Source organism: Olegusella massiliensis (assembly GCF_900078545.1).
In the GTDB taxonomy this organism is placed as follows: Bacteria; Actinomycetota; Coriobacteriia; order Coriobacteriales; family Atopobiaceae; genus Olegusella; species Olegusella massiliensis.
Window position 1 is genome coordinate 1213878 of record NZ_FLLS01000002.1, and the last position, 24116, is coordinate 1237993.

The 24116-nt window shown below is 48.4% G+C and carries 20 protein-coding genes; 15 read left to right on the forward strand and 5 right to left on the reverse strand.

The genetic code is table 11. The annotated features are described in order from the left end of the window. Nucleotides 1-151 precede the first annotated feature (151 nt). The 8 genes from BN4314_RS05655 to BN4314_RS05690 all read left to right on the forward strand — a co-directional run bounded on the left by BN4314_RS05655 (nt 152) and on the right by BN4314_RS05690 (nt 7913). Entirely contained in the window at nt 152-1318 is a 1167-nt protein-coding gene (locus BN4314_RS05655) for a substrate-binding periplasmic protein (protein WP_068540242.1), read from the forward strand. A gap of 105 nt (nt 1319-1423) precedes the next feature. After that, nucleotides 1424-2017 (forward strand): ribosome hibernation-promoting factor, HPF/YfiA family, encoded by a 594-nt coding sequence (gene hpf, locus BN4314_RS05660; RefSeq protein ID WP_187369554.1) that lies wholly within the window; start codon nt 1424-1426, stop codon nt 2015-2017. Then, nucleotides 2004-3095, forward strand: a complete 1092-nt coding sequence (locus BN4314_RS05665) for a DegV family protein (RefSeq protein ID WP_082911183.1) — start codon at nt 2004-2006, stop codon at nt 3093-3095. The genes hpf and BN4314_RS05665 overlap by 14 nt, the downstream gene beginning before the upstream one ends. 140 nt (nt 3096-3235) lie before the next feature. Beyond that, nucleotides 3236-4261: an NAD(P)-dependent oxidoreductase gene (locus BN4314_RS05670; RefSeq protein ID WP_068540243.1), complete on the forward strand. Its 1026-nt coding sequence runs from the start codon at nt 3236-3238 to the stop codon at nt 4259-4261. Nucleotides 4262-4299: 38 nt separating this feature from the next. Beyond that, nucleotides 4300-5079 carry an NYN domain-containing protein gene (locus BN4314_RS05675; RefSeq protein WP_035098478.1) on the forward strand — a complete coding sequence of 260 codons (780 nt, stop codon included), beginning with the start codon at nt 4300-4302 and terminating at the stop codon, nt 5077-5079. A 35-nt stretch (nt 5080-5114) separates the two neighbouring features. Beyond that, nucleotides 5115-5714, forward strand: coding sequence for a hypothetical protein (locus tag BN4314_RS05680; RefSeq protein ID WP_068540244.1), 600 nt, complete (start codon nt 5115-5117; stop codon nt 5712-5714). A gap of 133 nt (nt 5715-5847) precedes the next feature. Further along, nucleotides 5848-6717 carry a hypothetical protein gene (locus tag BN4314_RS05685; RefSeq protein ID WP_068540245.1) on the forward strand — a complete coding sequence of 290 codons (870 nt, stop codon included), beginning with the start codon at nt 5848-5850 and terminating at the stop codon, nt 6715-6717. 5 nt (nt 6718-6722) lie between these two features. Further along, nucleotides 6723-7913 carry a purine-nucleoside phosphorylase gene (locus BN4314_RS05690; protein ID WP_068540246.1) on the forward strand — a complete coding sequence of 397 codons (1191 nt, stop codon included), beginning with the start codon at nt 6723-6725 and terminating at the stop codon, nt 7911-7913. Nucleotides 7914-7927: 14 nt separating this feature from the next. Here the strand turns inward: BN4314_RS05690 and BN4314_RS05695 are convergent, their stop codons facing one another. Then, complete coding sequence (locus BN4314_RS05695; protein WP_068540851.1) at nt 7928-10504, reverse strand: DEAD/DEAH box helicase; 2577 nt, start codon at nt 10502-10504, stop codon at nt 7928-7930. Between the two features lie 376 nt (nt 10505-10880). Between BN4314_RS05695 and BN4314_RS05700 the strand changes: the two genes are divergently transcribed. Together BN4314_RS05700 and folP are read left to right on the forward strand one after the other, a co-directional pair. Next, nucleotides 10881-11606, forward strand: coding sequence for a hypothetical protein (locus BN4314_RS05700; RefSeq protein WP_021735653.1), 726 nt, complete (start codon nt 10881-10883; stop codon nt 11604-11606). An 84-nt stretch (nt 11607-11690) separates the two neighbouring features. After that, complete coding sequence (folP, locus tag BN4314_RS05705) at nt 11691-12554, forward strand: dihydropteroate synthase (RefSeq protein ID WP_068540247.1); 864 nt, start codon at nt 11691-11693, stop codon at nt 12552-12554. Between the two features lie 14 nt (nt 12555-12568). Here folP and trmB read toward each other — a convergent pair whose 3' ends face one another. From trmB to yihA, 4 genes are all read right to left on the reverse strand, one after another. Continuing rightward, nucleotides 12569-13408, reverse strand: coding sequence for a tRNA (guanosine(46)-N7)-methyltransferase TrmB (gene trmB, locus BN4314_RS05710; RefSeq protein WP_021735616.1), 840 nt, complete (start codon nt 13406-13408; stop codon nt 12569-12571). Between the two features lie 14 nt (nt 13409-13422). Next, nucleotides 13423-15084: a putative manganese-dependent inorganic diphosphatase gene (locus BN4314_RS05715; RefSeq protein WP_021735625.1), complete on the reverse strand. Its 1662-nt coding sequence runs from the start codon at nt 15082-15084 to the stop codon at nt 13423-13425. 150 nt (nt 15085-15234) lie between these two features. Continuing rightward, the gene (locus BN4314_RS05720; protein WP_068540248.1) at nt 15235-16809 is read right to left on the reverse strand and encodes an FAD-binding protein; all 1575 of its coding nucleotides are present in this window, start codon (nt 16807-16809) and stop codon (nt 15235-15237) included. 2 nt (nt 16810-16811) lie between these two features. Beyond that, nucleotides 16812-17408 carry a ribosome biogenesis GTP-binding protein YihA/YsxC gene (gene yihA / locus BN4314_RS05725; RefSeq protein ID WP_148424868.1) on the reverse strand — a complete coding sequence of 199 codons (597 nt, stop codon included), beginning with the start codon at nt 17406-17408 and terminating at the stop codon, nt 16812-16814. A 321-nt stretch (nt 17409-17729) separates the two neighbouring features. Between yihA and BN4314_RS05730 the strand changes: the two genes are divergently transcribed. From BN4314_RS05730 to BN4314_RS05750, 5 genes are all read left to right on the forward strand, one after another. Further along, entirely contained in the window at nt 17730-19301 is a 1572-nt protein-coding gene (locus BN4314_RS05730) for a TerB N-terminal domain-containing protein (protein WP_068540249.1), read from the forward strand. Continuing rightward, on the forward strand, nt 19294-20664 hold the full coding sequence (locus tag BN4314_RS05735; protein WP_068540250.1) for an ATP-binding protein: 1371 nt from the start codon (nt 19294-19296) through the stop codon (nt 20662-20664). The genes BN4314_RS05730 and BN4314_RS05735 overlap by 8 nt, the downstream gene beginning before the upstream one ends. An 84-nt stretch (nt 20665-20748) precedes the next feature. After that, a complete protein-coding gene (locus BN4314_RS05740) occupies nt 20749-21135 on the forward strand; it encodes a GntR family transcriptional regulator (protein ID WP_021735603.1) in 387 nt (128 codons plus the stop codon). Further along, nucleotides 21128-22039 carry an ABC transporter ATP-binding protein gene (locus BN4314_RS05745; protein ID WP_021735661.1) on the forward strand — a complete coding sequence of 304 codons (912 nt, stop codon included), beginning with the start codon at nt 21128-21130 and terminating at the stop codon, nt 22037-22039. The genes BN4314_RS05740 and BN4314_RS05745 overlap by 8 nt, the downstream gene beginning before the upstream one ends. Further along, nucleotides 22014-24017 (forward strand): ABC transporter permease, encoded by a 2004-nt coding sequence (locus tag BN4314_RS05750; protein WP_068540251.1) that lies wholly within the window; start codon nt 22014-22016, stop codon nt 24015-24017. The genes BN4314_RS05745 and BN4314_RS05750 overlap by 26 nt, the downstream gene beginning before the upstream one ends. Nucleotides 24018-24116 lie beyond the last annotated feature (99 nt).

Below are 24116 nucleotides of genomic sequence, written 5' to 3' on the forward strand. Positions count from 1 at the left end.
ATTCCGTCTCGCGGGCGAGAGAGTTTGTAGTGGGGGCATCGCGTAGCCCGAAGCGAAGACTCCTGTGCGCGAGTGTGGGGTCAAATACCAGGTCAGCTGGGAAGACGGTGTGTTTTTGAGTAAGCTCATAGTGGCTTTGAGAGGATAGTGTATGGGGCGAAGTACAAAAAAGAAGCTCATTGGCCTTGTTTGTACCGTACTTATTTCGGGTTGTTTGATAGGCTGCAAAGCTCAACTTCCTTTTAAGCTTCCCTTTGAGCTACCAGACTTGTCTCACATTATTTCTCCAACCACAAAGCAGGGAAGTATTGCTGATGGCCTTGCTTCTCTCAAACGCAGTGGTTCTGATTTGGCAGAACCTACTCTTCGTCAGACTGGTGTGCTCACCGTCGGTATCAACACCAATATCACGTCAGCGCCTTTTGTGCTTTCAACGCTGGGTGACGATACGGTTAAGGGCTACGGCATCGAGTTGGGCGAGGCGCTGGCCGATGAGTTGGGCTTAGACGTGCGCTTTGTGAACGTGAGTGATATTGATTCTGCTTGTGCCAATACCGTTGATATTGTGCTGGGCGTTTCAAAAGATGATGTCAAGAAATGCAGTATTGTTGGCCAGACCAATGAAGCAGCGCCCTCTTTCTTTTATCGCGGTGATGAGCGTGTGCTCGCAAAAAAAGAGCTGATGGGTAAGAGTTGTGGTTTGGTGGCAGGCAAATCTTCTGAGGTAACTCTTAGTCGTACCGATCTCAAGATGAATAAAAAAACTTTTGGTAATCTCAACGAAGCGTTCGATGCTCTTGATGCTGGTGAAGTGGAATATGTACTTTGTGATGCCTACGCTGGTGCTTTTCTTGCCAATCAGTACAAAGATATTCACTTTGCTGGGAGTCTGATAGCTCCCGTAAATCGTGGTATTGCTGTACTTTCTTCTAACAAGAGCCTCATTACTGAAATAGGACGTGCTCTTGAGACCCTTCAATCCAATGGTGTTGATACTATCTTGCGTACGAGGTGGTTGGGTAAATTTTCAGGTCTTAGTGCTAAGACGCAGATAGAGGGCATCAAAATTACCGAGAAGAAAGAAGATGCCCCTGAGGTTGCCACCAATGCAGGTAGCGCAACAGCACCTAAAAATACCAGTGATTCTGGCGACTCTCTTGATTACAGCGACTACAGCAATTACAACACGTATAACAACTATAACGCAGGTGGAAATGCTGATGCTGGTGGTAATGCTGAAGTCACAGGCGGTGAGGAGGCCAGCTATAGCACAAATGGCGGTGAAAGTGGCGAAGAAACAGTCACGCCCCAAGAGTAGCCGCTGGGCGGATTGTTGGTGATGCTTTGGGTAAGAGAGGGTATCAAAGCAATAGGGCAGAGCTTTTGAGCCCTCGTTTTATAGGACTACAACAAGGAGGCGCCAATGGTGGATATTAAGATTTCGGGACGCAAGGTTAGCGTCACGGACGCCATGCGCGATGCCGTTGAGGAAAAAATTGGTAGCGCCCTCAAGGTGTTTGATATTCAGCCTATGACCTGCGAAGTTGTGCTGCGCGTAGACAAAAATCGCTCTAACCCTGAGCGTCGTGCCTGTGAGGTTACGGTTTTTGTTCGTGATACTGTCGTACGTGTTGTTGCTGAGGCCCAGGATATGTATGCGGCAATTGATGAAGCTGCTGACAAGGTAGCTCGTCAGCTGCGTCGCTATAAGACCCGTGTGGTTGATCGCCGTCAGCATGCAGGTCATGCTATGCCTCGTCCTCTGCCCACTTCTGTAGAGGACTTGGCAGATTTGATTGAGCCAAGTGAGGATGATGATCAGCTGGTACGTGAGAAGTACGTTGATCTCAAGCCTATGACCGAAGAACAGGCATTGGTACAGACCGATTTGCTCGGCCACGATTTCTTTGTTTTTGAAAACGCAACAACAGGGCTTATAAATGTCATTTACCACCGCAACAATGGTGGTTATGGCATTATCAAGCCAAAGATCGAGGAGTACGATGAGCGAGCCTAGTTGCGAGAACGAACAGCCCATTGATATTCAGGAGGGCTCTGCTGCGAGCAGCGGGGCCCTTCCCCCACAACATGAGGGCAGTAGGCCTGCCGCGGCTCCTCATGAACTAAGGCGTATTGGCAGCGCATATCACAAAAAGCGTACTACGCGCATCATGGTAGATACCACCTCTGACTATAACGCTGAAGTTTTAAAACAGCTTGGCATTGAGGTGATTCACTTTCGCTATGTGGGTCCTGATGGTGAGCGTGAAGACGATTTGTGGACCTCGCAGACGCCACATGAGTTCTATGAGTGCATGCGCAAAAACCCTGACGCACGTTTTACCACTGAGGCAGTCACGCCAGGTACTTACCTTGAGGCTTTTGAAAACGCCGCCAAGGAAGGCACGCCTACGCTCTACCTGTGCTTGTCTGAAGGTCTTTCCTCAGCTATTAACTCTGCTCGGCAGGCTGCAGAAATGATTGCCGAAAAATATCCAGATTTTGAGCTCTATGTGCTGGATAACTGCTGTGATTCTGCTGCAGCAGAGCTTTTGGCTATTGAAGTTGTACGTCAAGCTTCTTTGGGGCTTACTGCTGAGGAGCTTTATGCATGGGCACAGGATGCACGCTATTTTGTGCACGGTTATTTTACGTTAGATAGTTTGCATTGGCTGGGTTTGGGCGGGCGCATTCCGCCTGCAGCAGCTCAGTTGGGCGGAAAGTTAGATATGAAGCCCGTCCTTTCTTATGATATCAATGGCTCTCTCACATTGCGCGGTGTGTGCCGTGGTCGTAAAAAAGCTCTGCGCGCCATTCTGCAAGACTTTCGTGACAATTACGCCCATGATTCTTCATTACCGCTCGGTATTGTCTCAGCTGATGCAGAAAAAGATGCGGACTGGCTTGAAGCTCAAGTTCGTAAAGAAAAGGGCTGCGAAGATATCGCAGTTATTCGTAGCTCGGTTTCTCCCGTGTTAGGTTCTCATGTGGGTCCTGGTATGGTGGCACTTTGTTTTTGGGGTATTGACCGTAGAGAGAAATTATCTCTGACTGACCGTATCGCACGTCGCGTGCGTAAGCGGGGAGATCGATAAAAAGTAGAACAGCTTGTATGCCAAGCGTTTTATATGAAGAAGAATAGAAACTGCGCAAAAGGGGAATCGTAACAGGGACTTATGTCTTGTGGACAGAAATTTTTTTTGTTCATACAGCGCAGTATTCAATGGAGGAATAGATGCACGATCAGCATGCTCAAATAAACGCTCAATCTCAGGTTGCCTTTATTGGTACGGGCATCATGGGTGCGCCCATTGCAAAACACATTCTCGATGCGGGCTATGACCTTACCGTCTTTAATCGCAGTAAGGACAAGATGGCAACTTTGGTAGATGCGGGTGCTCATGAGGCAAACTCCATTGCCAGCGCTGTTGAGAATGCTGACGTAGTCATTACTATGTTGGGCTATCCCACCGATGTTGAGGATGCGTATCTGGCAACGGCAGGTATTCTTGCAAGTTCCAAGAAAGGTGCCTATCTTATCGACCTGACAACCAGCTCACCCGAGCTTGCGCGCGATATTCATGATGCTGCTGAAGTTTCGGGTAAGCATGCCTTTGATTGTCCCGTAACGGGTGGACAAGAAGGTGCTGAGGCGGGTACGTTAACACTTATTATCGGTGCTGATGAGCCTACGGTAGCTCCGGTACTTCCTCTTCTTCAGACTTTTTCTGCCAAGCAGTACTACTTTGATGCTGCAGGTAAGGGCCAACTGGCAAAACTTACCAATCAAGTATCGCTTGCTTCTTGCATGATGGGTTATGCCGACGCTATGGCTTTGGCAGAACAGGCAGATCTTGATGTTCAGCAGACCCTACAGATGATTTGCGATGGCATGGGTGGATCAGTTGCGATGACTCGTCTGGCTCCCAAGTCACTTGCGGGCAACTACAAGCCGGGCTTTTTGGCAGAGCATCTCCACAAAGACTTGAACCTGGCTTTGGCATCTGCGCAGGATTTGGGTATCACGCTTCCTGGTGCGGAGACGGCATTTACGCTCTATGACCTACTTTGTCAGGTGGGTGGCTCTCGCATGGGGACCCAAGCTTTGACTCTGCTGTATGCTGACCAAGAAACTGGTGAAGCAGCTGGTCTTGACTGGTCTATTTTGGAAGCAGAGCAGGATGAAGATGAGGGCTGTGATTGTGGCCATAGCCATGGTCATGATCACGATTGCGGCTGTGATCATCACCACAAGGACTAAGACTGCTGCAAACATGTAGCACATAGAATGGATTGTGTATGAGTGAGAATGAAGCACAACGCTCCATGGCGGTGCTCATTGACTATGAAAATTTGGCATTAGGCACAGGTAAACGCAAGCGTAATGGCCACCAAGAACCGGGACCTCGTCCCGATGTTAAAAAAATTCTCGAGCGTTTGGTTGAGAAGGGCCGCATTGTTTCTAAGCGCGCCTACTGTGATTGGCAGCGCTTTGGTGATGCAATTACACCCCTGCATGAGCTGGGCATCGAGCTCATTGAAATTCCTGACCGTGCTTATACGGGTAAAAATTCGGCAGATATTCGCTTGTCTGTTGATGCGGTAGAGATGTGCTTTACCAAAGATCACATCGATACTTTTGCCATTTTATCGGGCGACTCTGACTTCTCTCCGCTGGTAGCTAAGCTCAAGGAATTTGGCAAAACAGTTGTTGCGGTGGGTATGAAGGAATCTACGAGTCCACTTCTTTCCGAAAACTGCGATGAATTTATCTTTTACGAAGACATTGTCAGTGATACGGGCATCCCTGATTTTCGTAGCAAGGTTTCCAAGGACAAACACGAGTGTTATCAACTGCTTTTTGAGACTATTGATGCGCTTCAGCGTGAGAATGATAGCCCTGCTCTCGCCAGTCTTATCAAGCAAACGATGCGCCGTAAGCGCCCCCAGTTTTCGGAGCGTACCTACGGTTATCATTCCTTTACCAATCTTTTGCGCGAGGCATCTAAGCTTGGCTTTCTTGAGACACATCAGGATGAAAAGAGCGGCACTGTTGTCGTAGATGGATTCAAAGAGTAATGACTGCCATAAAGGCATATGAGAGGAAGCGAACTATGACCGAGCAACAAACAACTCTGAGCGATGAAATGCTTGCCTCGTGTGTGGAAGAGCTGGGAGGCGTTCGTCGTAGGGCACGCCAAGAAGCAGCCCATGCGCTCGCCGCCGTTGCACATGATACGCCAGAGCGCATTCATGACTTCGTACCTCAGCTGGTGGAGGCTCTCTACCGTCCTGAAGCTCAGACACGCTGGGAGGTACTCGATGCGCTTTCCTGTATTGCTTCCGAGCGTGCTGACTTGGTAGCAGATGGTTGTGATGGTGCTGAGGCAGCTCTTTTTGATGAGAGTTCTTCTTCGGTGCGTGAGTCTGCGTTTAGATTCCTTTCATGTTTTGGTGCAACAACCCCTGAGAGGTCCAATGCAGTCTGGCGTCTGTTGGATGAAGCTGTGCAATGCTATCACGGCGACCCCGAATATCGCGACATGTTGGCAAGCTTGCTGCTCTTTGCACAAGGCTCTCTTTCTGATGAGACTCGTGCTGCGTTGATTGAGCGTGTGAGTTTTGATGCTGAACATGGACATGGCTATATCAAGGCTTTTTCGGGAGATATCCTTAAAGCTTTGTCTGATGCAGCAGATTCCAATGCTGAGTAGTATCATTTTTTTCGTTTTGCAGACTGTCGATATGAGATGCAATGCTGCTTATTAGCGCAAAGATGAAATTGCAGACCTTGTCGGTCAGCGCGAAATTTGCACTATGACAGCATTGGTTTTGCAGGAGGTTTAGATGGCAGGAAATTCACACACGCTCTCTGGTTTTAAGCGCATTATGTGGCCACTTATCGCTGTAGTGTGCCTTGTTGCGGGTTTATTGATTGGTAAGTTTGTGCTTACCAGCAGCACAAGCGCCGCATCAATTAAAAACCTTGGTGACAAGGACACAATTGCTGCTGACAAGCTTGATACCGTAATAGCAACGTATACCTACGCTGGAAAGACCTCCAACATTACTGTTAAAGATGTATTGGAGCTTTCAGGCAACATTGATAGTGCAAAACAAAAAGATGGTAGCTACCTCGTACCCGCTGCTGATGGAGTACTTGCTGCTGTACGCACTCAGATTGTGTTGCAAGAGGCAGAAAATCAAGGAATCAAGATTTCTGACAAAGAACTTGATGAATACACCACTCAGCAATTAGGTAGTGCCGACTACGAGACGCTTGCCAAAAATTACAAGGTTGATGTTGATGTCCTCAAGAAGCTGATTCGTGAGCAGGCTATGACTACCAAGCTGCGCGAAAAAGCAACAGGTTTGACTGCTCCTACGGCACCTAGCGCTCCTACTAAGCCTTCTGATGACAACAAGGACAAGGCTACCGAAGATTATGCCAAGTACATCATTAAGCTTGCGGGTGATCAGTGGGATGCCAAGAAGAATAGCTGGAAGGATGAGGCGGGTAGTTATGCCGCAGCTCTTGCCAACTATAATTTTGATGGCAAGACTGCTACCTATGAGGTTGCAACTATTGCCTACAAGACTGCAATGACTGAGTATTCAGCCAAGAGCCAAGAGATTACCCAGACGTATCAGAAGTACTTCAATAGTCTTTTTGCTAAAGCAACGCTTTCTTTGAGTACGCTTGTCATAAGGAATTAAACACTGTGCGTGTCATAGTGAGCAAATGTTTGCAGGGTTTTGCTTGCCGTTATGACGGTGGAGCAAAACCCTGTTTTGCTGTCTCAAGACTATGTGAAAAAGCCGAAGTAAGAGGGGTTTGCCCCGAATGTGAGGCAGGTCTTCCCGTACCCCGCCCACCCGCAGAGCTTCAAGATGGTAGGGTATTTTTTAAAGACGGGCGCGAGGTGACCGAGGCTTTTTACCGTGGTGCTCATCTCTGTTTAGAGCAAGCACGGCGCTTTGGAGCATCGCTCGCGGTTCTTAAAGAGAAGAGTCCCACCTGTGGTGTCTCGTACGTTTATGATGGTACATTTTCAGGAGTATTACAGAAGGATGCGGGTATCTATACTCGACTGCTGCTGGAGGAGGGGATGTGTGTGGTAAGCGAAGAGGTTGTTGAGAGTTGCAAACCGTCTGTTGAGCACCCCGTAGCTATCATTTTGGGAACTGGCTTGGGTCATATTGCGCAGCTCGTTAAGCCTGTACGTCGCATTGATTATCACGATATTGAAGGTTTCCCTGTGGATGCGCGACCTATTGAAGGCCATAGCTTCGAAGCAACCATTGGCACCATTGATGGAGTGCCAGTCATTGTATATCCCGGTCGTATCCATCTGTATCAGGGCTATTCTGCCGCTGAGGTTACCTCATTGGTGCGTCATGCTCATCATTTGGGCGCACGAGATATTATTTTTGCTTGCGCGACTGGTGCCGTTGAAGGCAAAGACCATGTGGGCCTGGGTATCCTGTCCGATCAGATTAACCTTACGGCACGGAGTCCTTTGGCTGAGTGGGATGAGATTCGTAATATCGATACGCCTTTTGTAGATATGACTGATGCGTATAGTCCTTATCTGCGCACGCTTGCTCGTGGTGTCGCCGATGATGCGGGCATCGCCGTAGAGGAAGGTGTTTTTGCGGGCGTGCTTGGTCCCTGTTTTGAGACCAAAGCCGAGGTGGCTGCTCTGCGCACGTTAGGCGTGTCATATGTAGGCATGTCAACAGCCTGTGAGGTTATTATGGCACGCGCTCTCGAGATGAATGTTTTGGGCCTTACCTTGGCGGCAAACGCTGCAGGAGATGGCACATCAACACATGAAAGCGTGCTTTTGCAGGCGGGTAAATATGCAACTCAGTTTGAGCGTCTTGTACGCGGTGTTTTAAGAATGCTCTAAATCAAAGTAGTCCCTCAATCAAGATCTTCATAGAATCCGGCGCGGTAGTTGTCAAAGACTACTTCGCCGTTTTCTTGTGTCTCATCAAGCAAAACATCGGCTTTGATTTGGAAATCACGCTCATCGTCCGAGTCGCTAATGATTTGAGTAAGCTGCCAGCGATGTTCGCTCTTCTCGTTTTGTTCGTCGATAAAGAAGAATTGTGTGGAACGTGCATCAGCGTCTAGTTTGATAGAGCCATGCTGCTCAAAGAAGGCATCAGAGCATTCACGCCAACGACGTTGCCCCCAGCCCCAATCGATATCGATGGTGCCTAAGGTTTGAATATCGCGTGCGGCGAGTAGGCGTACGCGCTTCCAGAGTGCGTTGCGGACGAGTAGCGTGACCGCGCGACGGTCACGAACAACAACGTCTTTTGCCATAGGCGGACACTGCTCTTCGCTGTTTGTGCCAGATGATTCCCACTCGTCAATAAGGCTAGAGTCTATGGTGCGCACGGTAAAGCCCAGCCAGTCGATGATTTCTTTCAGTTGGTCGTTGAGCTTATCGGGAGGTACCGTGCGTGAAAGCGCACGATATGCTTCGGAGAGATAACGCAACAGGGTACCTTCAGCTCTGCTCATGCCAAAGCCTGAGACATAGCTTCTAAAGTCGTTCGCTGTTTCGAGCATATCGCGGAGTACGGACTTAGGATGCAATTCGTAATCACGAGCCCAAGGGACTTCTTTGCAGTAGCTATCAAAAGCACGGTAAAGCAGATCAGCGAGGGGCCTAGGATAGCTCACCTCAGCTATGCGCTCGATGCGTTCGTCATATTCAATACCTTCAGCACGCATAGCTGCCATTGCCGTGTCACGGGCACGTCGTTCCTGTACACGCAGAATCTGCCAAGGATTTTCGAGAGTAGATTCAACCATGGAAATGAGGTCATAGCTATAACTCTCGCTTTCTGGGTCAAGCAGCTCAAGTGCTGCAAGCAAAAAAGGCGAGAGTGGCTGGTCAAGAGCAAAATCGTCAGGAAGTTCCACCATCGTGGAATAGTTGGTACTGCCATCAGCTTGCTTGGTGCACAATACCACCTCAGCATCAATGAGCGTTGCCATAACCTCATCAACACGATTATTAAGACGTTGTTTTTGCTCGTCTGTCTGAGCGGAATTGGCTATGAGCTTGCGCATGCGTGCCATGGCATCTCCACCTTGCATAACTTCGGCAAGCACCATGGAGTGTGTGACGCGTAGGCGCGGTGTAAGCGTTTCGGGGATAGACTCTATCAGCTGCGTAAGGGTTTGCTCGTTCCAGCTTACAAAACCCTCAGGTGGGTGCTTCTTTTTGACGCGACGACGCGCTTTGGGATCGTCACCTGCTTTTGCAAGCGCTTTGGCGTTTTCGATTTCGTGCTCGGGTGCAAGCGCAATGACGAGGCCCTCGGTATCAAAACCCGACCTGCCTGCACGACCAGCAATTTGATGAAACTCGCGGCTTTTGAGGCGGCGCATACGATTGCCATCAAACTTGGTAAGCGAAGTCATTACAACCGTATGAATGGGCACATTGATTCCTACACCGAGCGTATCCGTACCGCAGATGACCGGCAAAAGACCCCTTTGAGCAAGCTTTTCTACGAGCAAGCGATATCGTGGGAGCATTCCTGCATGATGTACGCCAACTCCTGATGAGAGTAGACGCTTGAGTGTTTTGCCAAATGCCGTGGTAAAGCGGGTATCTTTGGAAGCCTGCTTGACAGCCTCACGCTGAGCTTTGTCCGAAACACCAAAGCTTGAGAGTGCTTGTGCTGTTTTGAGAGCTGCATCTTGGGAGCTATGGACAATATAGAGCGGTGTTTCGTTGTTTTTGATAGCGAGCTCGACAGTTGCTTCTAGAGGCGTGAGGGCATAGCGATAGTGCAAAGGAACAGGACGCTGTGCATCAAGTACCAAGTCAACACTTCTCTTTGTATGCTCTTTCAGCGAGGAGGCAATCTGGCTGACGTCAACCAAGGTGGCACTCATAAGCAAAAACTGAGTGTGAGTGAGCGTGAGAAGAGGTACCTGCCATGCCCAACCTCGGTCAGGGTCAGCATAGTAGTGGAACTCATCCATTGCTACAGCCGCAACATCGCTCTGCTCACCCTCGCGGAGGGCCAGATTGGCAACAATTTCTTGGGTACAACAAATAACTGGCGCATCAGAATTGATATGAGTGTCACCTGTTATCATGCCGACATTGTCGCGGCCAAGCAGGTCAACGAGGCCAAAAAACTTCTCGTTGACGAGCGCCTTTATAGGGGCGGTGTAATAGGCCACCTTGCCAGCGCAGAGTGCAAGATAAAGCATGCCAAGGGCCACTAAGGATTTCCCTGAACCTGTAGGGGTGCCCAAAATAACATGATTACCTGCAGCAAGCCCAAGCAGAGCTTCTTCTTGATGGGGCCAAAGCTCGATATCTCGTGACTCTACCCACTTTAAAAACTCGTCAAGAGCATCTTCGGGTTCCATATCCTCGTCGTAGAGGGGGAGCTGCCCCGAAGCTGGTAAGCGACTCTCACCATCATTTGTCCATGTATGTGAGGTTTCAGAGAAAGTATCCATTGCATAAGAATTTGTGTTGTCTTCCGAATCGTTCTGAGAAAAATGCTCTGCCGCAATGACCACTATAAAACTCCCTGTAAGCGCATATATAAATAAAAGCGCTTCTTGGCGATAGCACTATTTGTACCCTTTCTATCCTAGCTTAGCGATGGCGCGACATATGCAAGTTATAAAGGAAAGCTTGGATAAAACTTGGCATCTCTTGCTGAGCGTACAGTCTTTTTGAAAGAGTAACAAAGAAAACTGCTGGTCAATCCCCTGTAGTTTGAGGCCAGCTGGCCGCCAGTTTAAGACAAGGCTAATTCAAATTTTGAGCTCAGATTTGTTCAGATGCCTCTAGGCTTGCTTGCATAGTTGGTACGTGTGAGGAGAGAAAATGCTTGCAACAGATGAGGGATATGTCTTTGACGATGCCTACGATATAGCTGAAGTGGGATATTTTTGGGAGCGCTGTCATCCCGAGAGTTTTCATGAGGCGCAGGAGCGTTTTGTACAAGAGGTTGATCCTTATGCCATGCATGTGATGATGCCTTGTGAGAGTGATATCCAGCTTGTACAGATGATGTTTACCGAATGGCTCGTCTTTGACTATGTAGCGCCTGATGGACACAATCCGCTTTATCACTACATGGATGCCTGCAACGGGGCTGGACGCTGTCTGACAGCTGATCAACTTAAGCAAGTAGAACACTCACAGTTTTTCTCCCAGTTTTGGGTAATTGCGCAGGATGAGGAGCATGAGACTGCCTTGCTTGCAGATAGCAAAAGCAAACAGCTTTTTCATCTGCACAATGGATTGGTAGCATGTAATGAAAACTGGGAAGATGGACTCCTAGGTCTAAGGATTGCGCATATTGATGGTGAGTGGCACATGGTGGGCGGTATTCCTCTTCATGATCGAGGTCTATGCAAAGATGAACATGTTTGCGCAGCTGAGATGAGCCAATATCACTTTGAAGGTCCTACTGCAAAGAATAACTGTGCGCAGAGCTATCTGTCATGTGCACGAGATTTGATTGGCGCGCGGGGCCGTTATCGGGGGACGGTAGAGGTGGTGGCCTATCCTGAGTCCGAATCTGCTTGTTCAACTGGTTTGCTATAGGCAGCTGAGTTGAGACGTGGTGTTATAGCTTGCAAGCGAGTATCCTCATAGTGCAATATGACTAGGACAGCAGGGGAGCAGCTCATGACTATAGAAGAATCGCAGCCAAAAAAACCTACATACTGGCTGTGCGGGAAATATCAACTTGAGCTCTCACATCCTTTGATTATGGGCATTCTCAACGTCACTCCTGACTCTTTTTCCGATGGCGGGCGCTTTACCTCAGCAACACAGGCAATCGAAGCAGCACAGCTCATGATTGAGCAGGGTGCAGATATTATTGATGTCGGTGGAGAGTCAACGCGCCCCGGATCGGATGAGGTGGCACCCTCAGAGGAGCTTTCACGCGTGCTGCCTGTGGTAGAAGAACTTGCACTACGAAATATCGTGGTATCGGTTGATACTCGTCACGCCGAAGTTGCGCGTGCCTGTGTGGAAGCTGGGGCTTCCATAATCAATGATGTATCAGGTTTTCGCGATCCCGCTATGGTAGAGGTTGCAAAGGGCTCGGATGCAGGTCTTGTAGTGATGCATATGTTGGGTGAGCCAAAAGGTATGCAGGTGGCTCCCCAATACAAAGATGTTGTAAGGGATATTTCATGGTATCTCTGTGGTCAAGCCCAGATGCTTGAAGAGGCAGGTATTGCTCATGAGCGTATTTGTATTGATCCCGGACCCGGCTTTGGCAAGACAACAGACCATAATCTATCCTTGCTCCGTGCAACTCATCGGCTCTCAGCATTGGGCTGGCCTTTGATGGTGGCAATCTCGCGCAAGCGTTTTGTAGGTGAGATTACCGGTGTCTCTCAGGCGCGGGAGCGAATCTTTGGGTCAGTTACTGGCGCTTGTTATGCGGTGGCACAGGGAGCAGCAATAGCGCGTGTACATGACGTGGCAGCTACGGTGCAGGCATTTCGGATGCTTCGTGCAATACAAGAGGCTTCCTAAAAGCAAAGCGTGTTTTAGCGTTGTTGTTTGGCTTTGAGATTGCGTAGATTGATAACGGTGGCCTCCATACCGTGAGGTACGTAGTTCATGGTACTGAGGTCATCGGGAAGATAATCAACCAAGCTTTGCGAGACAGCTTTTTCGGCCAGCGCTAGTTCATCGGTATGAGGCATAGGTTTGTGACTGGATACAGCGCAAATCCCATGAACCTGAGCCCCTTGAGCCGTGAGTCTTTGTTCATATCCAGTTTCGGGATCTCCGGGATGGTCTCGGCGCACATCATCGCTCATCCAGCAAATGTCATAGCCAGCCATTTCAAACTGCGGACGAGAGTACAGCCACAGTGGCGTGCTATCTGTCTTAAAGATTATTTTTGCTTCTGGCGCAAGAAAGCGCCTCAATGTGGCGAGTTGAGCTACATGTGTGAGGCGTAGTTTGGCATGACGTCGTTTGGGGTGGGGGGTCGGAAAGTTGATGTAGATACGGCTCAGTTCAGCTGGGGCGAAAAAAACTTCTAGACGCTCAGCAGTGCCAGGGATAAGCACGGCGTTTTTAAGCCCTGCTTCACAAACTGCCTGAGCAGCATAGGCGATACATACAGGCTCGTTGTCGATACCGAGAAAGAGTACATCAGGGTTGCGGCGCGCAGCTTCGACAAGAAAAGTTCCTTTGCCACAACCCAAATCGAGATGTACTTCACGAAAAGCAGAATTTGCACTCCCATCAAGAGGCTTGCAGGCTGTTGCCCACAGGCCCGCAAACTGGGAAGGAGAAGTTTCAATTGCGTCCGCATAGCGGGCAAGCCGTTCCTCAAGGACAAAACCCTTGGGGAGGCGTAGGTGAAGCGCATGCATGCTTACATCCTTGTTCAGTCAGCTTCCTCAAGATTCTGGAAAGCTGCCATGATAGGCGGAATCATCTGTTTTTTGCGGCTCACTATGCCAGGTAGAGTAAAGATTCCATCAACGGGCTCGACACCAAAGGCGCGACGAGCAATACCTTCGGCGCCAACGCCGTAGTACAGCAACTCAGTGGTTTGGCTTTTTACATCGGTGAACATATAGAAGATTATGGGGATGTCATTAGCAACAGCGGCTTCTTTAAGGTAAGGACCCACAAGAGCCTCAGCGGCCTTGCGACTATTGGTAGTCATGTATGAGCCCTGACCCACGCCAAACTTTGCTTGACCACGGCTAAAGATCTTGAAGTCTGAGTTAAAGACCTCTTCGGCAGTACGACCGCTGACATCAGCGCCTGCATCAAACATAGCATCTGCATAAGGCTCTATATCTTCACCACAGATAGCAGCTAACGCCTCGCCCGCAATACGGTCACGCTGAGTGCAAGTGGGGGAGCGGAACATTAAGGTGTCAGAGAGAATAGCCGACATCATCAATCCAGCGATATTCTTGGGAATCTCGACACCTAGTTCTTGGTAGATGCCATAGAGAATAGTGCAGGTGCAGCCCACGGGTTCATTGCGGAAGTAGGCAGGTTGGGAGGTCTCAATAGTGCCAATGCGGTGATGGTCGATGATTTCCATGATGATGGCTTCTTCAAGGCCATCGACAGCCTGAGCGCGCTCGTTGTGATCGACCAAAATGACATGCTTGCGGTTGACTGACAGTAGATTGGGTACCGAGACAACACCAGCATAGTGGCCATTTTCATCCAATACAGGGAAGAAACGGTGGCGAGATTGGGCGATAACCTTGCGCGCTTCATCTACTGAGGTATCTACTGAAAAACGAAGGATACCGTCGGTGAGCATACGATCACGTACTGGCAGCGACATCGTGATAAGACGAGAAGCGGCAAAGGTGTCATAAGGTGTGGTAATGACAGCGATACCTTTTTCCTCTGCAGATTTTTTTACCACGTTAGAAATACGTGCACCAGCGCAAACTACCATGCAGCTGACGTTGGATTCAACAGCAAATAGCTGAGTTTCAAAGCGGTTGGTGACCAAAACAATATCGCCCTTGTGGATGGAGTTTTCCATCAACTCGGGAGTGGTGCCTACCGTGACTGCACCGCGCTCAATACGAGCTTCGGGGTCCCCCAGCACCATCTCACCTTTGAGGGTTTCAACGACATTGCGATACTTGGTATGTGCGGCGGAAAGAACGCTGTTATCAAAGATATCCATATTGGCATTAGCAATATCTTTAATCGCAATGATGCCTTGTAGGTCGTTGTTTTCGTCGGTAATGCAGAGCGTATCAACTTTGGTATCGCGCATCCTGTTCCAGGCGCTAAACAAACTCATATCCGCATCGATGCCTTCAGATTTTTGAACCTGAACATCTTTAATCTGGGGAGTAACTGTGGTAATGAGTTCAGGTTCCTTGAAGCCAAAATGATTGAGGACAAAAGCAGTCTCACGGTTGATGGTGCCTGCTCGACGAGGCTCATAGATGTGATCGCCCGTGTGGTTTTTGAGATAAGCGTAAGAAATGGCAGCGCAGATGCTATCCGTATCTGGGTGAAGGTGGCCGATTACGTTGACCTTGCGAATGTTGTTGGGCATATAGGCCTCCTGCGAAGTTGACGCGCAAAGTTATGCACGTACTTTGTCTTGTTATGCAGGAATGGTACAGCGTTTCATAGTCATTCCTACCCTCAGATAGGACTTACGGTGGGAATCCATAGGTATGTGACGAGCAACAAACAAAAAGTCCTAAAAAACAATAGGAGTAATGTCAAATTCTTCACGGCGTAGGGTGAGCGTATGAGCTTGAGCACATGCAGAATTTGCCGTGGGAAAGTCATGTCGGAAATGCGACCCGCGGCTTTCAGGACGAGCAAGCATTGCGGCAACAAGAGCCCGTGCGCTGAGACAGGCGTAGCTAACGCGTGCCGTAAGAGCGATGCTTTGAGGATCTGAGCTTGGCGTAAAACGCTGAGAAAGCTGAGCCTGGATATGAGATAGCTGCTGTTGAGCCTGGGTAAGTGTCCTACTCTCTCGTCCTAGCAAACAGTTTGTATCCATGATGTGGCGAATGTGTTTGAGTGCGTATTGGCAGTCGGTAATGCTGGCAGCCTTTGTGGGCAAAACGATGCTGTGCATTTTTGTCGTGTGACTTTGCGCATATGCTGCTGCGGCCTGACCCGCAATTTCGCCAAAGACGAGGCAGTTAGCGCTGGAAAGACCTCCTATTCGGTCTGCTCCATGCATGCCGCCGGTGGCTTCTCCGCAGGCAAAAAGTCCAGGTATGCCACAGGAGGCTGAGCTGTCAATATAAATGCCACCGTTTGCGGCATGAGCATAAGGAGCAATGCGTACGTTTTTAAAGGGGCTGCAGTGAAAGCTATGGTAAAACCAGTCGGCATAGGTCTGCATAAATTCGGGCAGCACGTCAGGTAAGCTATAGCTTAGTTTTGCTCCACCGGACTTGCGAGCGATAGCAAGATCTACAAGATGGTCAGGTAGGCTTGCCGAGAAGGGCCCATGGCCTGCACGAGCTGTCATAAGATGAGAGAAGTTTTGCTCCTCAAATCCCTCGAGACGAGCAAAACGGAAGCTTTTCTCATTAAAAACAATTCCCTTTTTTGGGCTCAAAAGCCCTGGCATTATCTGGATGAATTCAGCGTTGATAAGTGCAGCTCCATGTTTGAGAGCAATTGCCTGAGCAGTGCCCAGTACATCGGGCATAGTTAAAGTGTGCTCAAACAGTCCGCCAAAACCACCTGTGGCAAGTACGACTGCGCCTGCTTTGATTTGTCTCAATTCGCTGTGAGTTGAGTCATAAAGCAGAGCTCCACATATGCCACAATCGTCTTCCACTAGGTCGATGAGCTCATGGTAGGGAAGCATCATGAGCTGTTGAATTTCAAGGGCATCTGCAATCGCTTTTCGATAGGCGCTACGACCAAGACCCTGCCAACTGCGTTGCTTGTGATCAAAACAGGGAATGAATTCTTGTTGCTCGGCAGCTTGAGCATGTCGCAGATGAACACCGCGTGATTCAAGTTGTCGGACTGCGGGCTCGATACCTTTGACGAGCTGTGTAACTAGGGTGGGTACTGCCATTCCGCGTCCAACAGAAAGTATTGTCTGCGTAAGTTCTGCTTCATCGGAGATGTCTTGGGGGCCGATGAGTCCCAGACCCCACGTGCCACCAAAAAAGCTTGAGCCAGAAAAGATGTGAGCGGTGCTTGCGAGTATGATACGTGCACCAGTATTGGCGGCAGCAAGAGCAGCGGTCGTGCCTGCAATACCTGCGCCTATGACCAAGACATCACAATCACGCATGGCTATGCCCAAGGAGATACAAACTCGCCAATAAGCATACGCAAATCTTCAATGCCCTGTCCAGTCTCTGACGAGCAAATCAATACAGGTGTATCTCCAGGAGCTTTGAGCTGGGCGCAAAGTGTGCGTGTTTGTTTGACTTGTTTTTGTTTGCTCAGCTTGTCTGCTTTGGTCAAGACAATTGCCATGGGAAGCTGATGGTCGGCAAGGTAGTTAACCATTTGAGTGTCAAGAGGACTTGCATCATGACGGATATCGATAAGACATACTACCAAAGCATGTTGGCGAGGCTGTTCAAAATACCCATTCATCAGGTCGCTCCAGCGCGCTCGCTCGCTTGCACTGACTTTTGCAAAGCCATAACCAGGCAAATCGACAAAATCGACCATATCGGTGGGAAAGAAGTTGATAGTGCTTGTCTTTCCTGGTTTGGATGAAACTTTGACCAAACCACGACGATTAAACAGTCTATTCATGAGCGATGACTTGCCCACGTTGGAGCGTCCCGCAAAAGAGACTTCGGGGCGCGTAGATTCGGGTAGTTGCGCAGCAGTGCCATAGGCAGCCGCAAAGTGAACCTGTTGATAATTAATAGACATACACACTCCTCCAACTGAGTGTTTTTATTGTGCCAAAATCTGTCACTCTCTGCTGTACGGTAAAAAGTGTCTGTTGAATAGGCGATTGCTCAATCTATTCCAGCAACCTGTAGTACGTCTTTTCTTCCAACTCCCAAAGAGTTCTGCCTGGCTGCCAACCTAGACACAAAAGGCCTGATAAATGGCCTAAGCTATTTGATGGTATGGAGTGTTGACTGATCTTAGTAAGAACGTATATACCATAACAGATATACTACTTTTGTATCTGTGCGACACTGGATGTTGGACTCAACAATATCGTAAGAACGGTGCTGGAGGATGATGGCGGGCGCCAAGCATTCAGCTCATACACATGGACGTCCGGATGTGGCTGCGCTGCGTGAAGCGATTGACGCGCGGCTTCGTGGTCGTGCTGCCTTCAGCGATACAAATTACAGCGATGAACCTATTATTTTTTCAGGCAAAAAACTTAAGAGTTACGTACCTGAACAGCTCGCTCAAGCGAGGGCATTGGCGCATAGCCCTGCAATGTTGCATCACAGTGAGGCATATATTTTTTGGCGCCAGGCAAGGTTTTTGGCTGACTACGAAGATGATTTTGAGTACCACGGACATTTCTCTCGTTATTTCCCTACTTATCAGTTGATGAACAATGAGCAGCTGAGGGGTTATTTTTCTTGGCGTACCCAGTGGCGTCACGGTAAGGTTCAGGCTACGGAGACCTCCTTTGTATATCTTTGTGCTTATGAGTTGTTGCATTGTGTTGGTGTAGATGATGCGCTGCAAGCTCACAGTCAGATCGCCAAGCTGCGCAAAAACTATGGCAAAGATCTCGCAGATTATCGTCTGTTCAAAAACTTGACTGAATGGATGGATGAGTTTGTCATCTATTGGGATTTGCCTCAGGAGCTACTGGAAGAGATGCCCTATCGCGAGGAAGATAGGGCTTTGCTGGCTTTATCTACAGTTGCAGATATCACCGATGAGCAGCTTTTTTCTGCTTTAACAGGACTTTCTTCGTATCGCATTGAAAGCTCTGCTTTGTATAAAGTACGGCCAGCAACAGTTCAGCGTGTTGTGTGTGAGGTTGTACGTAAAGTGAGCGCCCATCATGATCGCTCACTCAAGCGCAGTATGCTCGAGAGTTACTGTGGCGCATGTACGGAGCGAGATTTTCCCCTGCTTCGCAATGCAGTTTTTGCTGATCCAAGAGCGGGCGCAAATCGCAGTTATGAACTGAGCCTCTTTGATCAACTCTATTGCCGAGGTGGTTTTTGGTCACGCAAACGTTATTGGGGCATGACAAAGTCTCGCAAAAAATTTGGTGATTTACTTAAAACTATTGATGCTGCGATGCGGGAGCAGCTCAATTTTGAACCTTCCATTGAAAGTCCTCTTAAAACTCGCTACATCGTCCAAGTAGCTTGCGAGCTAACTCAGCGCTGTGTAGATGAGCAAAAAGCAGCAGAACGTCGAGCCGTGCATATTGATTTTTCCAAACTGGGAAGCATTCGCAGCGCTGCTGATACCACGCGAGATCGTTTGATTGTGGAAGAAGAACCTGAATTTGTTTTAGATGTTGCGGCAGTTACAACGGAAGTGTCCGAGCCAGATTTAACAGAAGCGCATGAGCTAGATACCTTGGACGAGCCTGAGCCAGATACCACGGTTACGTTCAGTGACGAAGAGCGAGCACTGCTTAGTTGTCTGCTCGAGCAGAACTCTGTGGTTGCTTTTGAGCGCGAACATCAGCTGATGGTATCGCTGCTTATCGAGTCCATTAATGACAAGCTGATGGATGTCATTGATGATGTGGTCATTGATGCGAGTTCTGTTGAACCTCAAATATATGAGGACTATCTTGACGATATAAGGGAGTTGCTCCATGCCTAAGGTACCCAAGCGCATAGCAAATACGGTAATCAACTCGCTTAAGGGTGGCGTTGTACCACGCGTGGGCTTGCCTTATATCACCGTAGGGCGCACACACGAGATTGAAGCGCTGCTCCATGATGTGGAGGTTATCCGTGAAGGAGGAGCATCATTTCGTTTTGTAGTGGGTAAGTATGGTTCGGGCAAGTCATTTTTGCTGCAGACCATTCGAAATTATGCAATGGATTTAGGCTTTGTCGTTATGGATGCCGATTTATCTCCTGAGCGTCGTTTGCAGGGTAGCCATGGGCAGGGACTTGCTACCTATAAGGAGCTTGTGCGCAATATGGCCACCAAGACTCGTCCTGAAGGTGGCGCGTTGACACTCATTCTTGACCGTTGGATTTCTGGTGTGCAAAGTACGGTAGTTGCCGAAGGTCTATCAGCGGATGATCCTCATTTTGCTGCTACCGTTGAGCAGCGTATTAGCGATGTCATAACACAGATGGGCGAAATGGTTCATGGTTTTGATTTTGCTCACCTGCTACAGCTGTATTTTCGTTCGTACCTAGAGGGTAACGATGAGATAAAAGGCAAGGTTATTAAGTGGTTTCGCGGGGAATATGCCAACAAGACTGAAGCTCGTCGGGAGTTGGGCGTAGGCATAGTTGTGGGCGATGATGATTGGTATGAATACGTCAAGCTCTTTGCGTTTTTTCTCAAACAGGCGGGCTATGCAGGCTTATTGATGCTGGTAGATGAGCTCGTCAATATTTATAAGGTGCCAAACTCGATTACCCGTCAGTATAACTACGAAAAAATTCTAACGATGTACAACGACACGTTGCAAGGCAAAGCACGCTACCTAGGCATCATTATGTGTGGTACACCCCAAGCTATTGAAGATCGTCGTCGGGGTGTGTATTCCTATGAGGCTTTACGTTCTCGTCTCTCTGAAGGTCGTTATGCTGCGGGTGTCTATAAGGATTTAATGGCGCCCGTCATCCAGTTACAGCCACTCACTCATGAAGAAATGCTGGTACTCATAGAAAAGCTTCAAGATATCCATGCGCAACTCTATGCGTATGAGCCTCGTCTGACCGAGATGGATTTGGTGAGTTTTATCAAACAAGAATACGAGCGTGTAGGTGCAGATACGCATATCACGCCGCGCGAGGTAATTCGCGACTTCATTGAGCTGCTAGATATTTTGTATCAACATCCTGAGGCTCAAGTAGTCGAGGTGATGGGGCAAACAATAGGGGGCGCAAGTGAAAGTGATGCTGAGGCTTTCACACAGACCGCAGGCATTGCTTTGCCCCGTAGTGGAGCTCCTGCCAGCTCTGGTAGATCGCAGCAAGATTTTTTTGAGTTCAAACTCTAAAAGGAATTGTGTATTGACTTTAGAGAACCCAGCTGTATTATCTGTATTAAATGAACTAATACAGTTATAGCTGAGGGGGTGCAAGTGATTCAAATTAGCTATAAAGACTCTCGGCCCATTCACGAACAAGTAGAAGATGGCATACGGCGTCTTGTTGTATCGGGGGCACTGGTGCCAGGTGAGCAGTTGCCCTCTGTGCGTGAGCTCGCATCTACTCTCGCTATCAATCCCAACACTATAGCTCGTGCGTATCGTGAGCTTGAAATGCAGGGTTATGTATGCAAGGTAGCAGGTAAGGGCTCGTTTGTAAGTGAAGGGGTGCCTGATGATCATCAGCGCATTACAGATTTACGTTCTGCTTTTGACGAAATTGCAACTGAGCTTCTGTATTTGGGCATTGATTTGGCCGCATTAAAAAAACAACTTGATAAGCTTGCTTGTGCTATGGGAGGGGAGGGACAAAATGACTAATGAAATGCTCATTACCAAAGATGTTGTAAAGAATTTTGGCAATTTTCGTGCGCTTGACGGCGCTTCGATACGTGTGCCAAAGGGTAGTGTGTATGGCTTGGTAGGGCCTAATGGTGCGGGTAAATCCACCTTGCTCCGTCATGTCATGGGAATACTTCGTCCTGATGAAGGTGAAGTCTATATCGATGGCGAGCCCGTGTGGGAAAACGACGTGCTTATGCAGCGTGTTGCCTTTATTCCCGATGAGCTCTTTTACTTTCCCAATGCAACAATTCAGGATATGAGGCAGTATTATCGCGGACTCTATCCCCGTTTTGATGATAAGCGCTTTGAGACTTTGCATGAGGTATTTAGCACGATTGATAACAAACGCCCTGTGCGTCGTTTGTCCAAAGGCATGCAAAAACAGTCGATTTTTTGGTTGTCTTTATGCTGCCATCCAGACTTTTTGGTACTCGATGAGCCCGTGGATGGCTTGGATCCTGTGATGCGTCATCAAATCTGGAGTCTGCTCATGAATGATGTGGTTGAGCAGAACACGACGATTTTGGTTTCCTCTCACAACTTGCGTGAACTCGAAGATGTGTGTGATCACGTGGGCATTATGCACAAGGGCAAGATTTTGTTGCAGCGATCGCTTGAAGAGTTGGAGGGCAGTGTCTCCAAGGTACAAGTTGCCTTTGCAAATCAGCCGCCAGCATTTCCTGAAGATATCAAAATCATGCATCACGAAAAGCAGGGCCATGTCCACACCCTCATCGTGCGGGGCAAGCGTGAACAGCTTGTCGCACACTTAACGGCACTACATCCGCTTTTTTTGGATGTGTTACCGCTCACGCTAGAGGAGATATTTATTTATGAGATGGGAGGCGTGGACTATGGCATCAAAGACATCCTTGCTTAGCCGCACAGTTTTCCTAGGACATATCAAGCGCTTTGTTCCTTTGTGGGTACTCTATACCGCAGTACTCACCATTTGGTTGCCCATAGGCCTGTCCCTGCGTTTTCAGAGCATGGAACGCCCAACTGCCCAAGATTTGTATACAGTGGTTTACATGCACGTAAGCCTTAAATCATTTATTTTTGTGACGGCGGTCTTTGCAATTATCTGTGCCGTTTGCCTTTTTTCATATCTATACAAGAGTTCCTCGGCAAATATGATGCATGCCTTTCCACTCAGGCGTTCAACTCTTTTTGTATCAAGCTATCTTGCCGGTTTGTTTATGATGCTGGTGCCTACGGCTGTAGCGCTTTTACTCATGTTTTTGGTATGTGCTTCTCACCAGGTCATTTGGGTAAGCCTGATGTCACAGCTGGCGATAGGTGTACTTTTTAGCTCTCTCTTTTTCTTCTCGTTGGCATCGCTGTGCTGTATGATTTCGGGCACTATATTTGCAGCTGTTGCGTTTTATGGCATCTGCCAGCTCGCCTGGAGCGCAGTGTACACTCTGGTGATGATTTTTGTTGTCAACTTTACCTATGGTATGGAGCAGCTGTCCACGCCTGTATTGATGTTAGGTGGCAACGTAGGGTTTTTGTCTCCCTTGCCGTATTTATTAGGTCATGTCGGACTATTTGCTCAGAATATTGACCTTGCAGGTGGCTTTAATCCCGCAACCATTGATGCCAGAACACATATCGAAGGTTTTCAGTGTCTCACGGCGTTTTTTATCGCAGGATTTGTTGTGACGGCACTTGCTTGGTGGATTTATAGCAAAAGGCGTATTGAAAGTGCGGGCGATATGGTTGCTTTTCCCGTGCTCAAATTGCCTGTACGCTGGTTAGCTGCCTTTATTGGCGGTATGGGAAGCACCTTTGTGATGGCTGCCCTAAGAGGTGTTGCGGGAAGCCGGCAGGATCTCGCCGTATTTGTTGGGTATTATGCACTTTTTGCCCTGATATGCTTCTTTGTGACGGAGATGATTCTCAATAAAACGGTGCGTATCTTTACTCGCAGTCGTGCAGTTGAAGCACTCGCAATGTGTGCTTTAAGTTCGGTTCTACTTGTGGGGCTTGGCTTGGACCTAGCTGGTTTTTCGACCACAATTCCGCAGACTAAAGATGTTTCAACCTTGAATCTTCAAGTTTGTGACACCGATTATGCTGCTCAGGCAGGACTTGGCAAAGATTCCGATCGCCTGATGCAACAAACGATTGATTTACATCAAACTATTGTGGAAAATCGTGATGAGCTCAAAGCTGAGGTAGAGCGTATCAGTAGTTCTTCTGACGCTACTACGGTCTATGTACGCTTTGCGTATCAGCTCAAAGATGGTCGCAGCTTGACCCGATCTTATGTCATTCCTGTCTCTGAGCAAACGGTCAGAGATCCCCATAGCGCTGCGTCAAAGTTGCTCAATATCTACAGCGATTCTGATTTCTTCCTTAATGCTTTGCTTGGATACGATCACGCTGATTTCGAGTGGGTTGGCGCAGTGTTTGCGCCGAGCTACAAAGGTGGGGACTCTGGTGAAAGTATCAGCATTGATAAAAATAAGGCAAAAGCTATGGGAGAAAAGCTCATATCTTATATTCAGAGTAAATCTTGGAAGGAATCTGCGCTGAGTCGTATAGGACTAACTGCGAGCAATGCAAGCAACGAGTATCAATACTTCGGGTCGTTGGTAATGAATGGTCGCTATGAGGGAACCGGCAATACGACTCAACGTATCTTAGCTGATACCGGTCTTTTGAATTACACTGAGAACAGTCATGGTGCATGGGGCTATTCAGAAAATACCAAAACCAATGACGATGGCAGTTTCACCACTAACATCAGTCTCTCCCTAGATGTTGATAACGATCTTATGGCAACGGATTTTGCCGAGGTGATAAAGGCCTCCGGCATCAAATTGGACGCTAACGATGCAGCTGCAAACTAATACCAGTTTGCCCTCCTTTCTCAAGCGTCTTCCTTCTTCGAGGGAAGACGCTTTTTTTGGCTGTGAAAAGTACATAAGCGAATATCTGTGCTAGCGTGA

Coding starts and splice junctions, on each gene's coding strand:
- trmB (WP_021735616.1), bottom strand. CDS start 13,408: ATGCATGCGCTTCACCTACGCCTCCCCAAGGGTTTTGTCCTTGAGGAA.
- yihA (WP_148424868.1), bottom strand. CDS start 17,408: ATGTCTATTAATTATCAACAGGTTCACTTTGCGGCTGCCTATGGCACT.
- BN4314_RS05715 (WP_021735625.1), bottom strand. CDS start 15,084: ATGCCCAACAACATTCGCAAGGTCAACGTAATCGGCCACCTTCACCCA.
- BN4314_RS05735 (WP_068540250.1), top strand. CDS start 19,294: ATGCCTAAGGTACCCAAGCGCATAGCAAATACGGTAATCAACTCGCTT.
- hpf (WP_187369554.1), top strand. CDS start 1,424: ATGGTGGATATTAAGATTTCGGGACGCAAGGTTAGCGTCACGGACGCC.
- BN4314_RS05675 (WP_035098478.1), top strand. CDS start 4,300: ATGAGTGAGAATGAAGCACAACGCTCCATGGCGGTGCTCATTGACTAT.
- BN4314_RS05670 (WP_068540243.1), top strand. CDS start 3,236: ATGCACGATCAGCATGCTCAAATAAACGCTCAATCTCAGGTTGCCTTT.
- BN4314_RS05665 (WP_082911183.1), top strand. CDS start 2,004: ATGAGCGAGCCTAGTTGCGAGAACGAACAGCCCATTGATATTCAGGAG.
- BN4314_RS05745 (WP_021735661.1), top strand. CDS start 21,128: ATGACTAATGAAATGCTCATTACCAAAGATGTTGTAAAGAATTTTGGC.
- BN4314_RS05720 (WP_068540248.1), bottom strand. CDS start 16,809: ATGCGTGATTGTGATGTCTTGGTCATAGGCGCAGGTATTGCAGGCACG.
- folP (WP_068540247.1), top strand. CDS start 11,691: ATGACTATAGAAGAATCGCAGCCAAAAAAACCTACATACTGGCTGTGC.
- BN4314_RS05655 (WP_068540242.1), top strand. CDS start 152: ATGGGGCGAAGTACAAAAAAGAAGCTCATTGGCCTTGTTTGTACCGTA.
- BN4314_RS05685 (WP_068540245.1), top strand. CDS start 5,848: ATGGCAGGAAATTCACACACGCTCTCTGGTTTTAAGCGCATTATGTGG.
- BN4314_RS05700 (WP_021735653.1), top strand. CDS start 10,881: ATGCTTGCAACAGATGAGGGATATGTCTTTGACGATGCCTACGATATA.
- BN4314_RS05695 (WP_068540851.1), bottom strand. CDS start 10,504: ATGGATACTTTCTCTGAAACCTCACATACATGGACAAATGATGGTGAG.
- BN4314_RS05730 (WP_068540249.1), top strand. CDS start 17,730: ATGGCGGGCGCCAAGCATTCAGCTCATACACATGGACGTCCGGATGTG.
- BN4314_RS05680 (WP_068540244.1), top strand. CDS start 5,115: ATGACCGAGCAACAAACAACTCTGAGCGATGAAATGCTTGCCTCGTGT.
- BN4314_RS05750 (WP_068540251.1), top strand. CDS start 22,014: ATGGCATCAAAGACATCCTTGCTTAGCCGCACAGTTTTCCTAGGACAT.